This is a genomic window from Bartonella callosciuri, from assembly GCF_014203215.1.
Taxonomy (GTDB): Bacteria; Pseudomonadota; Alphaproteobacteria; order Rhizobiales; family Rhizobiaceae; genus Bartonella; species Bartonella callosciuri.
In genome coordinates this window covers 66,304-82,384 of sequence record NZ_JACHIM010000001.1, presented here as the reverse complement: position 1 = coordinate 82,384, position 16,081 = coordinate 66,304, and the positions used below count along the sequence as shown (strand labels likewise).

Annotated in this window: 8 protein-coding genes and 1 pseudogene; 4 read left to right on the top strand and 5 right to left on the bottom strand. The window is 37.7% G+C overall.

The features are described 5' to 3' along the window. Positions 1–61 precede the first annotated feature (61 nt). Positions 62–2,311 (bottom strand): DNA topoisomerase IV subunit A, encoded by a 2,250-nt coding sequence (gene parC, locus HNQ69_RS00360; protein WP_183228141.1) that lies wholly within the window; start codon positions 2,309–2,311, stop codon positions 62–64. Between the two features lie 529 nt (positions 2,312–2,840). Further along, positions 2,841–4,631: an aspartate--tRNA ligase gene (aspS, locus tag HNQ69_RS00355; RefSeq protein WP_183228140.1), complete on the bottom strand. Its 1,791-nt coding sequence runs from the start codon at positions 4,629–4,631 to the stop codon at positions 2,841–2,843. A 136-nt stretch (positions 4,632–4,767) separates the two neighbouring features. Between aspS and rnd the strand changes: the two genes are divergently transcribed. Together rnd and HNQ69_RS00345 are read left to right on the top strand one after the other, a co-directional pair. Next, a complete protein-coding gene (gene rnd, locus HNQ69_RS00350; protein ID WP_183228139.1) occupies positions 4,768–5,922 on the top strand; it encodes a ribonuclease D in 1,155 nt (384 codons plus the stop codon). Positions 5,923–6,376: 454 nt separating this feature from the next. Continuing rightward, positions 6,377–6,472: pseudogene (locus HNQ69_RS00345) on the top strand (HWE histidine kinase domain-containing protein); the annotation flags it as partial. Between the two features lie 139 nt (positions 6,473–6,611). On the opposite strand, the gene HNQ69_RS00340 reads toward HNQ69_RS00345, so the two are convergent. Both HNQ69_RS00340 and HNQ69_RS00335 read right to left on the bottom strand, forming a co-directional pair. Beyond that, positions 6,612–8,123 (bottom strand): Ppx/GppA family phosphatase, encoded by a 1,512-nt coding sequence (locus HNQ69_RS00340; RefSeq protein ID WP_183228138.1) that lies wholly within the window; start codon positions 8,121–8,123, stop codon positions 6,612–6,614. A gap of 6 nt (positions 8,124–8,129) precedes the next feature. Further along, positions 8,130–10,310: an RNA degradosome polyphosphate kinase gene (locus HNQ69_RS00335; RefSeq protein ID WP_183228137.1), complete on the bottom strand. Its 2,181-nt coding sequence runs from the start codon at positions 10,308–10,310 to the stop codon at positions 8,130–8,132. A 326-nt stretch (positions 10,311–10,636) separates the two neighbouring features. Here HNQ69_RS00335 and HNQ69_RS00330 point away from each other — a divergent pair, with 326 nt between their 5' ends. After that, entirely contained in the window at positions 10,637–10,876 is a 240-nt protein-coding gene (locus HNQ69_RS00330; RefSeq protein WP_183228136.1) for a zinc-finger domain-containing protein, read from the top strand. Positions 10,877–10,909: 33 nt separating this feature from the next. Further along, positions 10,910–12,148, top strand: coding sequence for an FAD-binding protein (locus HNQ69_RS00325; RefSeq protein ID WP_183228135.1), 1,239 nt, complete (start codon positions 10,910–10,912; stop codon positions 12,146–12,148). Between the two features lie 201 nt (positions 12,149–12,349). On the opposite strand, the gene dnaE is transcribed toward HNQ69_RS00325, so the two are convergent. Beyond that, positions 12,350–15,838, bottom strand: coding sequence for a DNA polymerase III subunit alpha (gene dnaE, locus HNQ69_RS00320; protein WP_183228134.1), 3,489 nt, complete (start codon positions 15,836–15,838; stop codon positions 12,350–12,352). Between the last annotated feature and the right edge of the window lie 243 nt (positions 15,839–16,081).

Below are 16,081 nucleotides of genomic sequence, written 5' to 3'. Positions count from 1 at the left end.
AAACTCTACAGTTCTTCTTCTTAATACTTTTATAATCTAAGAATTCAATGTGCTCTATAATTTAATTGGTAAATTTTCCTGATCTTGGGAAGCCTTTCGGAACTAAACGTCCACCCCCAGCGCGCGTTCCCATCCACTCAATGAGATTATCAGCTTGACGATTAAAGCAGCGTTCAGCTGTATCTTGCCAACTTAAGCCTTCTGATAAATTAAAGGTTTTGGCATCAACAACACCACCTTCTTTGTAACGTTGTAAACGAACTCCTTTACCGCGGCTCATTTCCGGTATTTGTCCAATGGAAAAAATAAGCATTTTGCGATTTTCTCCAACAATTGCAACATGATCGCCTTTTACTGGAACACAAAGCTTTACTTTATCAGGAAACTTCACATTCATAACTTGCTTACCTTTTCTTGTATTAGCAATCACATCTGTTGCAGAAACAATAAAGCCATTTCCATGAGATGAAACTAAGAGAAGTTTTTCCTGTGCATTATGGACAAAAGCTGTAAGTACATCTTGTTCATCCTCCATATCAACTAAAATCCGAATTGGTTCACCATGTCCCCGTCCTCCAGGCAAACTATTTGCAGCAATAGCAAAAAACTTTCCGCCAGTACTTATCATGACAATCTTATCTGTCGTGAATGCTGGAAATGCTAACTTCAACCTGTCCCCTTCTTTGAAAGAAAGCGTGTCGTAATCATTCAAATGTCCTTTCAAAGCGCGCATCCAGCCCTTTTCAGAAATAACAATCGTAACCGGTTCTTTTTCAATCATTGCCTGATGAATATCATCAATATCATGTCTTGGTACTTCTTCAAATGTCGTACGCCTTTTCCCTAACAGAGTATCAGGACCAAAAATTTTACGAACTTTTATGATTTCCTTTGAAATTAGTTTCCATTGCTTTGTACGAGAAGCTAACAAATTTTGCAGTTTTTCTTTTTCAGCCTTCAAGCTTTCAAACTCCTTACGAATTTCAAATTCCTCAAGCTTACGTAAAGAACGCAAACGCATATTAAGAATAGCTTCAGCTTGATTTTCTGTTAATTCAAAACGGTCAATTAACTCCTTTTTCGGTTCATCCTCTTCACGAATAATCTGGATCACCTCATCAAGATTTAAATATGCAATAAGATATCCCTGAAGGGTTTCTAATCGGCAATCAATTTGGTTAAGCCGATAATGAGAGCGGCGAACAAGCACTTCTTGACGATGTTCAAGCCATTGCTGTAAACTTTCGCGCAGAGAAAGAACATTTGGTCTTTTTCCCAAAGATAAAACATTAAGATTAAGAGGAAATCTTACTTCAAAATCAGTCAATTTAAAAAGAGACTCCATAAGGAGCTCGGCATCAATGGTACGATTTTTAGGAATAAGTACAATGCGGATATCTTCTGCCGATTCATCACGGATATCTTCAAGCATTGGCAATCGCCGAGCAAGTAGTAATTCCACTGTCTTTTCAATAAGGCGTGACTTTTGAACTTGATAGGGAATTTCGGTAACAACAATTATATAAGAACCACGGCTACCGGATTCCTGGTGCCAACGCGAACGCAACCGAAAGGACCCACGCCCAACACGATAAGATTCCTTAATACTCTTTTTAGGCTCAACTAAAATACCACCTGTTGGAAAATCAGGCCCAAGTACAAATTGATTTAATTCCTCATCATTCGCATCAGGGTGTGCAATCAAATGAAGTGCCGCCTCACAGAGTTCAGAAACATTATGCGGTGGAATAGATGTCGCCATACCAACAGCAATCCCTGATGAACCATTTGCTAAAAGATTAGGAAAAGCTCCCGGTAAAACAATAGGCTCTTCCTCTTCCTCATTATAAGTTAAACGAAAATCAATGGCATTTTCATTAATCCCCTCAAGCAACAACGCCGCCACTTCCGTCATACGTGCTTCTGTATACCGCATAGCAGCAGCATTATCACCATCAATATTACCAAAATTGCCTTGCCCATCAACCAATGGATAACGAACAGAAAAACTCTGAGCCAAGCGCACTAATGCATCATAAATAGAAGCATCACCATGGGGATGAAACTTTCCCATGACATCACCGACAATTCGTGCACATTTCGCATAAGACTGCCCTGGATTAAGTTTGAGCAAACGCATCGCATGAACAATACGCCGATGTACAGGTTTCAAGCCATCACGCACATCAGGCAATGCACGGTGTGTAATAGTAGAAAGGGCATAAGCCAAATAACGTTCTTGTAAAGCAGAACGTAATTCTATTGGCTTAATCTGTTCTTTATCAAAAGGTAAAATCATTTTATCAGACATAGTATTAGGATAACAATTCTCAAAATACTGAGCAATTATTTCATAAAATTTCTTCAGTGTAATCTTTTATAATTCAAATATTTTTATTTAAAATCGATTATATAAAAATAAATAATTTGATTAAAACATGAACAGAAAATTATATCAATTTGAAAAATTTATACCTAAACTCTAAACTTGATCTGAACCCTATAAAAAATACTTAATGCATTAAGTGAAAACCTTTTTCTGAAAATTTAACGAAAAATGAGCTCTCTAATCTTATAGTTATTTAAAGAGAGCATCTTACACAACAAACGATATCTAGTTTTATACGATGAGCTTAACAAAACTTCTCAGAATAAGGCAATGTCTAATAACACTGCATTATTTTTAGTAAACATAAGATAGCTAATTCTTTTCTATAGCATTAAAAAACTGAAATGAAGCCATATATCTAAGCTTTTTTATGAACAAATACACTACTAATATAACCCAGAGGCATTAAAACTTCACTGTAGAGAGAAAAAGGCAACAACCAAAAAGTTTATTAACTCCTTTTGCTAGCAGGAGAAATTTGTATTCCTAAATCACGCAATTGTGCAGAAGGAACATCAGATGGAGCACGCATCAAAAGATCAAGCGCTTGCTGATTCATAGGAAATAAAGCAACCTCACGTAAATTTTTAACGCCTTGCAAAAGCATAACAATACGGTCAACTCCTGCTGCCATACCACCATGTGGTGGAGCTCCGTAATGAAATGCACGATAAAGAGCAGCAAAACGGTCTTCTACCACTTCTTTAGAAAGACCAACAAGATTAAAAACTTTAAGCATCATTTCTGGTGAATGGTTACGGATTCCACCCGATGCAATCTCATAACCATTACAAACAAGATCATACTGATAAGCCTTAAGAGTAAGAAGATCTTGACACTCAAGAGCATTTTCTCCACCCTGCGGCATAGAAAAAGGATTATGTGCAAAATCAAGTTTTTTTTCATCTTCATTCCATTCAAAAAATGGAAAATCAATAATCCACGCTAAAGAGAAACATTCCCGATCAACAAGATCTAAGTCTTCCCCTACCCGTGTGCGTGCAGCACCTGCAAAAGATGCAATTTTTTTTGGATCTCCCGCTACGAAAAAACAAGCATCCCCATTTTCAAGGCCGAGCTGCGCACGGAGTGCTTCAGTTCTCTGTTCGCCAATATTTTTGGCAATAGGGCCAGCTCCTCCGAGCTTTCCTTGTTCTTCACGCCAGAAAATATAACCAAGCCCTGGCTGTCCCTCACCTTGTGCCCACCCATTCATACGATCACAAAAAGCACGACTTCCCCCCGTTTTAGCCGGAATAGCCCACACTTGTGCATTTTTATCATTCGCTAAAATTTGAGCGAAAACTTTAAAGCCAGAATCATAAAAATATTGAGAAACATCTTCCATAATAATCGGATTACGCAAATCAGGTTTATCAGAACCATATTTCCGCATTGCCTCATCATAAGGAATACGTGGAAAGCTTTGTGTAACAGGCTTTCCATTTGCAAATTCTTGAAAAAGAGAACGTATAATAGGTTCCATTGTTGCAAAAACATCTTCCTGTTCAACAAAACTCATTTCAACGTCTAACTGATAAAATTCACCTGGAAGACGATCTGCCCGTGGATCTTCATCTCTAAAACATGGAGCAATTTGAAAATAACGATCAAAACCTGACATCATCAACAACTGTTTGTACTGCTGAGGAGCTTGCGGCAATGCATAAAATTTTCCCTGATGAATACGACTTGGAACTAAAAAATCGCGCGCTCCTTCCGGTGATGAGGCTGTCAAAAGCGGTGTCGTAAACTCCGTAAAGCCATTCTCTTGCATAGACCGTCTAATAGCAGAAATAATTTCGGTACGACGCATGATATTTTTGTGCATCGTTTCTCGACGCAAATCAAGGAAACGATACTTTAATCGAATATCTTCTGGATAATCAGGTTCGCCAAAAACGGGTAAAGGAAGTTCATCAGACTTTGAAAGGATTTCCACCTCTTTTGCAAAAATTTCAATCTCACCTGTTGGAAGAGCTGTATTAATAACGTCATCAAAGCGTGCACACACTTCCCCATCTACACGAATAACCCATTCAGAACGCACATTTTCAATAATTTTAAAAGCTGGCGAAACAGGATCAGCAACAATCTGTGTGATTCCAAAATGATCGCGTAAGTCTACAAAAAGGATTCCACCATGATCACGAACACGATGAACCCATCCTGAAAGACGAACTTGTTTTCCTACATCACATTTACGAAGGGCAGCACAATTATGACTGCGATAACGATGCATAGTTTTTGCCTTTGATTATAATATTTCACCTGCGCTACAAACGCTTTTTAACAACCATTTGTCAAGATGTGAGGATAAAGACTTTTAAAAAAAGTCAATAAAAGACAAATTTAATTTATCTTGCTATAAGAGAATAATGATGAATCTTATTACAAAAACAAAAGATCTTGAAATTGCACTCGCCACTCTACGTACCTCAGATTTTATAACAATTGATACTGAATTTATCCGCGAGACAACTTTTTGGCCGCAACTGTGTCTCATTCAGCTTGCATCACCAGACACGACAGCTCTCATTGATCCAATAGCAGAAGATATTGATTTGCAACCATTTTTTGATCTCATGGTAGATAAAAAAGTTGTTAAAGTTTTTCATGCTGCACGCCAAGACATCGAAACAATCTATCATCTTGGAGGGATCATTCCCTTCCCTCTTTTTGACACGCAAATAGCAGGATCGATTTGCGGATTTGGTGATTCTATTTCCTATGACCAAATTGTACAACGTTGCACAGGCCATCAACTTGATAAATCATCTCGCTTTACAGACTGGAGCTGCCGTCCTCTTTCCGAAAAACAGCTGCTCTATGCACTCTCCGATGTAACCTATCTAAGAGATGTTTACCTTTTATTAAAAAAACAGCTAGAAAAAAATAAACGCGCCCACTGGATGGAGGACGAAATAGCAATTCTTTTATCACCTAAAACCTATGATATGCCAGAAGATGAAGCATGGAAAAAAGTGAAAGGCAAAGTTAAAAAACCGCGTGAATTTGCCATATTACAAAAAATAGCAGCTTGGCGTGAACGCAAAGCACGGAAATATAATATCCCACGTCGTCATATCATGAAAGATGAATCCCTTATTGAAATTGCAACGCAACAGCCAAAAGATGAATCTGCCTTAAAACGTCTACGCAGTCTGAATAAAAACTGGGATAAATTCTCAATTGCGCAAACATTAATCAAAGCTATCCACGAAGGCTTAGAAGTTGACCTTGCTACTTTACCAACCCTTCCTAAACATAATCCACCTAATGAAACACTGACCGCCGTTATTGATCTTCTCAAAGTATTATTAAAACTCGTTGCGAACGAAAACAGCATTGCACCTAAAATTATTGCAACTTCTAATGATTTAGAAAAAATCGCAAGTGGGTGTATAAAAAAAAATATTCCTGCAATGAATGGTTGGCGCTATGAAATATTTGGGAAAAAAGCTGAACAAATGCTAAAAGGTCAAATAGGATTTTATTTTGACAATGGAAAAATAATAATCAAACAGCTTTAATTTACAAAAAAGTTTTAACTATGTGCATTCGAAATTGTTGCAATAAAAATTTTCTGGAGGAGATGAGCTGCTTCATTAAATGGAAAGATTCGTGGAAAACCGAAAGAGAAAAATTTTGCGACCTCATCTTATTGGGAATGTTATTGGGAATGGTTTCATTCCAGAAAAATTATTATGCTGTCCATTTTCCTGCATTACCTGGAATATGCTTATAACCAACACAAACATCATATAATTTTAAAAGTGTAATATTTTATCCACGCTTGTTTAAAACGAAGATTAAATTTTAGCAACGCCAATCAAATATCAAACTTGTATATCAAGAGAAATCCAAAAAACAGCAAGTTTTCAATTCACAATACAAATAGAAAAATTTTCCTATAATAATAGCCTGTCCCGTTTACAAAAATAGCAGCTTACTGTAACACAACCACGAAGAGAGCGTGTCTCACATCAACAAGTCTTAAAAATCTTGCTTCGAGAAGTCAGCCATCGTTCTACAAATCTTCTCGCCATCATTCAAAGCATTGCCAACCAAACGGCACGCTATATAATAGTATACAAGATAAATACCTTATCGAGATCGTAAATCAACAATCAAAAAATGAATCTGCATAAAAACGAAAATACGGAGCGGCATATGCATATCACAATATATGCATTAAGTTCCTAAAACTTGTTCAAAAAAATTAAAAAATTTCAAAAGAAAGAGGTAATTTTACTATTTTCGATAATTTCCTCAACCGAGTAAGAGGACGTTCTCCTAATAAATTAGCGTAACGGTTTGGAATGTACAATACAACATGATCTGTTTTTTTATACCATGATAAATGGGGCAGAATTCCAGCAGTAGAAGCGCTAAAAAGATGAGCAATACGCATAATTTCACCGAGAATGCGTGCTTTTTTAATGATACTTTTTGTTGCTAGTTGAAAAATGGGAAGAGATTCTTCATCAATTAACGCACTTGTATTGCGAAAAAAAACAGCGAGCGCAGCATAAGCGCGCCCCTTATGAGAAATTCCCGGATAAGATCCCAGCGCTATCTGATTAGCGGCTTCATTACCTCTATAATCTCGATGTATGCGCCAACCAATATCTGCAAGGAGACAGGCAGCTTTGCGATAACGGCATTCATTTTCAGTTTCTGAAATTCCAAAAACGTCAAAAGCATTAGTCGTGAAATCAATGAGTTCTTCTGCCTGCTTTGGTGAACGTGCCCGTAAAACAGCCATTTCAGTGCATGCTGCGATGAGAGGATCTGAAAGACGAATCTCTTGCGGCAATCGTGAATGAAGAAAACCTTCACGGACTCCAGCGCCAGAAAAGATTATTTTTTCAAAGCCCATACACTGAATAAGTTCGATAAGGACAATCGCTCCATAAGACAAAAGCTGACGACGATTTTTTGAAACAGCAGAAATCCCTTTTATATTATCAATCCTGCCACTCGCTACACTACGTAAAAAACCTTCCATCTCAATTGCCTCAACCTCATAACCGTGCATAACAGGGAGCCGATAGTCTTTAGTTGCCATATGAAGTTTTGCTAAATTACGCCATGTCCCTCCTACTGCATAAAAACAATGTGCCACGCCTTTACGAAAGACAGTTAATTTATCAAACTGCTCTCGTGCAATTTTTGCAGCAACAGTAATATCGTTATTGGACAGATACTGTAGCCGTAAACTGCCTAACGGTAGAGTTATTCCCTTGCCTACATCAGAATTATTAATATCAATAAGCTCGAGACTTCCACCACCAAGATCTCCCGAAATACCCTTTGGTTGATAAAAAGTAGAAATAACCCCATAAGCTGAATAAAGAGCCTCGTCACTTCCTGAAAGAAGATATATTTTATTTTGCAAGATATTTTCAGCATTTTGAATAAACGCCAACCCGTTTTTCGCTTCCCGTGCTGCTGCTGTTGCTAGAGTATAGACTTCATCTGCTCCAATCTGTTGACAAAGCACACGAAATCGTTTCAGTGTTTGCAACGCCATTTTTATCGATTTTTCTTCTAAAAATCCAGTTTTTGCAACACCTTGCCCCAAACCGCAGAGAACTTTTTCATTAAATAAAACTGTCGGTGAACGAACAAGCCCTTCATAAATAACAAGCCGAACAGAATTCGAGCCAATATCGATAACAGCGACAGGCTTACGCCCTTTCAGCCGACCTTGAGCGTCTATATATGTCATTGGATTTTAGTCTTTATGCAGTTCGGCTTGCTGCCGATGCAACGCAACCAACCGAGAAGCAGAAGACTGAAAAGATTCTTCCCACCCCGCAAAACCTTCATTGGCCATAAAATACTCCTGCGCATTAAACGGATTTTCACCTCTTTGCGGTTTTATACGCCTTGACGTTCCATTCCCTAGTATATCAAAACTTTGTTGGTTATCAATAATATTGGCCAGCATAATTTGTAAAAGAATCTGCTTACGAACCGTTTTATTAAAAATTGGAACCAATATTTCAATACGATGATCTAAATTACGAGGCATCAGATCAGCTGATCCCAAATAAACAAGTGCGTTCTCACTCGGCAAATCTTTACCATTACCAAAACAAAAAATACGGCTATGTTCAAGAAAACGCCCTACAATTGATTTTGCACGAATATTATCCGAAATGCCTGGAATACCAGGACGCAAACAACATATACCACGCACCACCAGATCAACCTGCACACCCATTTGACTGGCACGATATAAAGTATCAATAATTTCAGAATCAACCAACGCATTGACCTTCATCCAAATAGCAGCAAACTGCCCTTGTTGGGCATTGATAATTTCTCCTTCAATATGCTTAAGAATACGACTCCGCAATGTTAAGGGTGAGAAAGCAATCTTCATTGCTTTATTTGGGCGTCTAGATTGAGCGATATAATTGAACAATAATGCAACATCATGAACAATATCATCATCAGTAGTAAAAAAAGAAAGATCAGTATAGACTTTAGCATTAATGGGATGATAATTCCCAGTTCCAAGATGAATATAAGAACGATGGCTTTTTCCTTCACGCCTCACGACAAGTGACATTTTAGCATGTGTTTTTAACGCAATAAAACCAAAAACAACTTGAACACCCGCATGCTCAAGATCACGCGCCCAACGAATATTAGCTTCCTCATCAAAACGTGCTTTAAGTTCTACCAAAGCAGTCACCGATTTCCCTTGTTTGGCAGCCTCAATCAAAGCGCTGACAATTGGGCTATCATTCGATGTGCGATAAAGAGTTTGTTTAATTTCCACAACATCAGGATCACTAGCAGCTTGACGTAAAAATTGTACAACAACATCAAACGATTCATAAGGATGATGAATCACAAGATCATTTTCACGAATAGCCGCAAAACAATCACCATTATGTTCACGAATACATTTAGGAAAACGAGGATGATAAGGAATGAATTTTAGATCATTACGCGGAATAGAAACAATCTCGGAGAGCGTGTTAAGCGCCAAAAATCCATCAAGAATACTGATACAATTACCAGGAACTGCAAGGCCATTCATAACAAATTGACGCAAATTCTTTGGTATTTTTGTGTCAAATTCAATTCGAATAACCTGCCCACGACGACGTCTTTTAAGCGCAGTTTCAAAAAAATGAACAAGATCTTCCGCTTCTTCTTCTACTTCAATATCACTATCACGAATGACCCTAAATGTACCAATTCCATCAACTTTAAAATCAGGAAATATATACTCTATAAAATGGCTAATAACATCTTCAGACGCAATAAAACGAAAACTTTTATCCTTCTGAGGAAGAAGAATAAAACGTTTCAAAGCAGTTGGAACAGGCAAAAACACTATGGTGGAGTCTTGATCAGCGCACCGAGACAATTGGAAAGCAAGTGAAAGACATAAATTAGGAATAAATGGAAAAGAGTCAGTAGAATCAACAGATGAAGGTTTAAGAATAGGAAAAATCGCATCAAGAAAATATTTTTCGAGCCATAATTTTTCAACTTCTGAAAGCTCACTGGGACGAATAATTTCAATATCATTCTGTTTCAGTTCATGACATAAAGTACTTAATTCTCGTAATTGATTAGCTTGCAAATGCGAAATCTCAGCTAATACATAATCAAGTTGCTCCTGCGGTGTAAGCCCATCTGCACTACAGGCTGTATCTCCACCACGAATTTGAGAAGCGAGCCCAGCAACACGAACCATAAAAAATTCATCAAGGTTTGCTGCAGAAATCGAAAGAAATTGTAACCGTTCTAATAAAGGATGCTTCGGATTACTAGCCTCCGTCAATACACGAGTATTAAATTGTAACCATGAAAATTCTCGATTAATAAACCGCATCGGATTTTTCATTGTTATATCCGACATAAAAGTCTGATCTACCACCCTTTGTTTCATATACTCTAGCTAATCTTCCTTTATACTTTTTAAGATCCTTATGGATAAATATCTCATAGAATACTTTCCAATATATTATTGTGATAATAACATATAAATAACCAATTTTTCTGATGTTAGTTACATTTAATATTTCAAAACACTTAGAATTATTCCTATTGCGCAAATTACTAGAAATACGGCAATGGATCGGTATAACATAAAGACAGTTAACTTGTCTTAAAAAGTACCTTGCATTATTATAAGCTTTATTACAAATTAACGCATATGAAATAAAGGATTTCAAATCATCTCTGATTAGGCAATTTATCCGGAGCTTATACGCCATGGCTAACCACAACGTTCCTCATTTCCAAAATGACCTTGGATATAAAATAATCGAAATTGGTGTAAAAGAGTTTATGTGTGCGGGTGCTACACAACCATTCGATCATCCCCATATTTTTATTAATATGGGATCAGCTGATGAAAAAATTTGTCCTTATTGTTCAACACTTTATCGTTATATTCCTTCGCTATCACCTAATCAAACAAATCCTGCAGGATGTTTATATCATCCCAAATAGTGCGTTCTCTGCTTTTTCAATATAAAGTAGCCTATGGATCAATCACCAATCATCGTTGGAGGAGGTATTGCTGGTTTAAGCACAGCTTTGGCATTGGCCCATAAAGGAATTGCAAGTACCATTATCGAAAAATGTACACAACTTGACGCCGTAGGCGCTGGTATACAGCTCACTCCAAATGCAACCCGTATTCTTGCGCATTGGGGCATTCTTAGCAAGCTTACTGAAGTGGGGATAATACCACATTTTTTTGAGTTAAGAGATGGAATGTCTTTAAAAACACGATTGCGTACTGATCTTATCAATTTATCGGAAAAAACCTGGAAAGCTCCTTATATTACAATTCATCGCGCAAACTTACAAAAAATTTTACATAATGCTGTTATTGAAAATCCTCTTATCAAATATCAAACAGGTGAATCTGTTGTATCATCTACCCAAATAGTATCTCACAGTATTCATATAAAAACAATAAAAATCAATTTACCAACTGAAACCCAACATTCTCAGCTTTATTCAACACCACTCCTTATCGGATGCGATGGAGTTTGGTCGACATTACGAAAACAAGCACCTTTTTATGAAAGGGCAAATTTTAGTGGTTTTATTGCTTGGCGTGCAACAACAGAATTTGAAAATCTTCCTAAAAGTTTTCATTCTTTATTGCAAAATATGAAGACAATTACTGCCTGGATGGGACCCAAAAATCATCTTATTGTCTATCCCATTCAATCATCAACAAAAGTTTTTAATTTTGTGGCCATTACGCGTGGAAAAAATTCAAAAAAAGGATGGGCACATGAAGGAAATAAAGAAAATTTGAAATCTCTTTTCAAAGACTGGAATTTGCAAATCTTACAGATTTTTGATCATATTGATGAATGGACTTATTGGCCACTCTTTCAAATGCAACAAAATCGTTTTTTAGGTTTAGAACGACAAGTATTTGTTGGTGATTGTGCACATGCAGCCCTCCCCTTTGCAGCACAAGGTGCTGCTATGGCAATAGAAGATGCTGCCACATTAGCAGAAGCACTCTCTACTAAAGACCTTTCACTGACAAACGCCCTTTGGCTTTACGAAAAAATACGAAAGCCTCGCATTGCAGCGGTAAAAAAACGTGGAAACTTTAACAGGATTACCTATCATGCAACTGGTCCCATAGCAATTGCACGCAATTTCATCATGAAAATTCGTACACCAGAGAGTATCATGTCTGACCTTAATTGGCTTTATATGTATGATGCTATGAATCTCATAAAAAATCTATGATAAAAACTTACAAAGTTCTCCCAATGGCTTTGCATACATAAAGAACATTTTCTTGCGCTGATAACATTATGAATCCGTCATAATTTACCATAAATAAAAATAAGAACTTTTAGAATCGGCAGTCCAATTCAAAGTGAAATTTTAAGCCACTGATAAAGCGAAATGTAATTCAAAACAAGCAGTCGTCTTACAACTTTTGATTTAAGTCAACTCCACATTGACAACACCTTGAATCGATTTCATAGCGCTTGCCACACGCGAACTAACTTTGTATCGGTTTGGCAGCGCAATTTCAACTTCCCGCAATCCATCCTCTTGAATAAGAATAAGCCCTACTTCTCCATTCCCACCAAGATCTAAATTTTGCTCAATTTGTGGAAGCATATCAACTGTTTTTATAAAAATGCGCATCATTTTATGATACTGTGATACCTCCTTTTCCAAGGATTGAACCGTCTCAAGCCGCAAACTAATACCTTCTGAGCGATTTTCTGCACTCACTGTAATAATAAAAGATTTTCCAGGTTCTAGCACCTCCTCATAATCAGAAAGCATATCGGAAAAAAGAACTGTCTCATACTGTCCACTCGTATCAGAAAAATGAATAATCCCCATTTTCTTACCAGACTTTGTTTTACGGACTTGTTTTGCCACGATAGTTCCAGCGAGCCTAGCAGCAGTTGCCCCTCCTTTGACAGCGTTAGCAAAATTAACCCAAGTCTGTACGCGTTTTTTAGCAAGAATAGCATGATACTCATCCAAAGGATGCGCAGAAAAGTAAAAACCTATTGCTTGAAATTCTCGATAAAGTTTTTCATCCGCTAACCAAGGAGATGCTTGCGATAAAATCAAAGGCTCTCTTAACCCACCTGTCATCCCAAATATATCGATCTGTCCGCTAGAATTGTTATCGAGAATACGAAGTGCACGTGCATGGAGAGTTCCAAGGCTTGCCAATAAAATCTCACGTGCAATCTTGAAACAATCAAAAGCGCCAGCACAAACCAAACTTTCCATCGCACGCTTATTAACAATACGGGGATCAATGCGCTCACAAAAATCTTCCAGATCCTTAAAAAGTTTATCTCCACGACAAGCAACAATATGATCAACAACTGCTTCCCCTACACCTTTAATAGCAGCAAGAGAATAATAAATACAGTTATCACCAACTTCAAAAACACGATGGGATGTTTGCACACAAGGTGCAATAACTTGAATACCCAACCTTAATGCTTCACGCCGAAAATCATTCAACTTATCCGTATTTGTCATATCATACGTCATTGAAGCGGCTAAAAATTCAACTGGATGATGTGCTTTCATATAAGCCGTTTGATAGGAAACAAGTGCATAAGCAGCGGCATGCGACTTATTAAAACCGTAATCTGCAAATTTTGCCAAAAGATCAAAAATAATATCAGCCTGATCCTTATCAACTCCGCCAGCGACAGCTCCATTCACAAAGCGCGTACGCTGTTTTTGCATTTCTTTATGAATTTTTTTACCCATAGCACGACGTAATAAATCCGCTTCCCCAAGCGAATAACCAGCAAGCACCTGAGCAATCTGCATTACCTGCTCCTGATAGACAATAACGCCTTGTGTTTCTTTAATCAGATGGTCTATTTTAGGATGGATAGAAGTAATTTCCTCTTCGCCATGTTTGCGTGCATTATAGGTTGGAATATTCTCCATCGGACCAGGACGATAAAGCGCGACAAGAGCAATAATATCTTCAATACGGTCTGGCTTCATTCCAATGAGTGCCTTACGCATACCAGAGCTTTCAACTTGAAATACACCAACCGTTTCGCCACGTGCCATCATAGCATAGGTCGCTTCATCATTAAGAGGAATATTTGACAAATCTATTTTGATACCCTTTCGTGCGACAAAATCCACCGCCATTTTCAAAACAGTAAGTGTTTTTAATCCAAGAAAATCAAATTTTACCAGCCCCGCCTGTTCAACATACTTCATGTTAAATTGTGTAACAGGCATATCGGAGCGCGAATCACGATACATCGGGACAAGCTCTGAAAGTGGCCGGTCACCGATAACAATCCCTGCAGCATGGGTTGATGCATGCCGATAAAGGCCCTCCAATTGAAGCGCTATATCTAATGTGCGTCCAATGACGGGATTCTTTTTCTTTTCTTCCGCAAATTTAGGTTCATCTTTAATAGCATCAGCCAATTCAACCTGATTCCCAGGTGTAGCAGGAACTAGTTTCGTAAGATAATCCACCTGACGATAAGGGACTTCTAAAACACGCCCAACATCACGCAACACCGCCCGTGCTTGTAATTTACCAAACGTAATAATTTGAGCAACTTGATCGCGTCCATATTTTTTTTGCACATAATGAATAACTTCTTCGCGCCGCTCTTGACAAAAGTCAATATCAAAATCCGGCATAGAAACACGATCTGGATTGAGAAACCGTTCAAAGAGAAGGGAAAAACGCAATGGATCAACATCGGTAATAGTCAACGCATAAGCAACGAGTGAACCCGCACCAGAGCCCCGCCCTGGACCAACAGGGATATCATGGGTTTTCGCCCATTTTATAAAATCTGAAACGATAAGAAAATAGCCAGAAAATTGCATACGCGTAATAATGGAAACTTCATAATCAAGTCGTTGCTCATAATCTGCAACGGTATATCCTTCAGCCAATCCAATTATCTCAAGCCGCATTTTTAAACCAGCCTTAGCTTGATTTAACAATTCCCTATCTTCGGCTTCTAAAATACAATTTGAATCAACAGATTGCTCTATAAAACGAGGCAAAATTGGTTTTCGAATTGGTGTCGCAGTATGACAACGCAACGCAATTTCAACACTATTTTCGAGAGCTTCTGGAAGATCAGAAAAAAGTGCAACCATTTCATCTTGCGACTTTAAATAATGATCTGGTGTCACACGTTTACGCTCTGGATTAGAGACAATCTGCCCTTCTGCAACTGCCATCAGTGCATCATGTGCTTCATATCCTTCCCTATTCAGAAAAAAAGCTTCATTAGTTGCCACAAGAGGAACTTTATGTTCATATGCTAATTCAATAAGCGCAACTTCTATTTTTTGATCAAAAGAGCCATGCCGCTGTAATTCCACATAAAGACGATCATCAAAAATTTTTTTTAAATAAATTAAACGTTCAACAGCATGTTCTTTTTTTCCTTCCGCTAAAGAAGAATTAATAGGTCCTCCATTACCACCAGTTAAAGCGATTATTCCTTCACTGTGCGACAATAACCAACCCACTTTAATATGAGGAGGATCAGTATCACACTTATCAAGATAAGCACGGCTAACAAGACGAACCAAATGAGCATAACCGATATCGCTAGCAGCCAACAAAACAAGAGAACAAAAATCAGAAGGTTGGCACCATTTAGAAAAATGCGGATTATCATTTTCATCACTAAAATCAACCGTGATCTGACAACCGATAATAGGTTGTATCCCATGAGAGAAACAATATTGCGAAAACTCCAGAGCACCAAATAAATTATTTGTATCCGTAATAGCAACTGCTGGTGCATGATCTGAAGTCGCGTGTTGAATAATCTGTGGGATTTTCAAAGCCCCTTCAAGCAATGAATAAGCTGAATGTACTCTTAAGTGAATAAAGCGAGGAAAGGAATTTTTACCATCTCGTGTTTTGCTTTTATCTTCTGACACTCTCAAAATTTCCTATCACAAAATAAATACCTATCGCACTTACATCTATCTCATAGTAAGAGATGGTATTTTAGTCCATTATGCTATAAATTTATAACTTTAACACTCTCGTATACACAGGAGACATCCCAGCTTTATTGATATTCTACATTAAAGTGTCATGAAAAAAATACCTATAGTGATAAAAAAACTCACACAAATAAAAGCGAACATACCATAGTGCTATTAGTTCTCTTTCCGGTA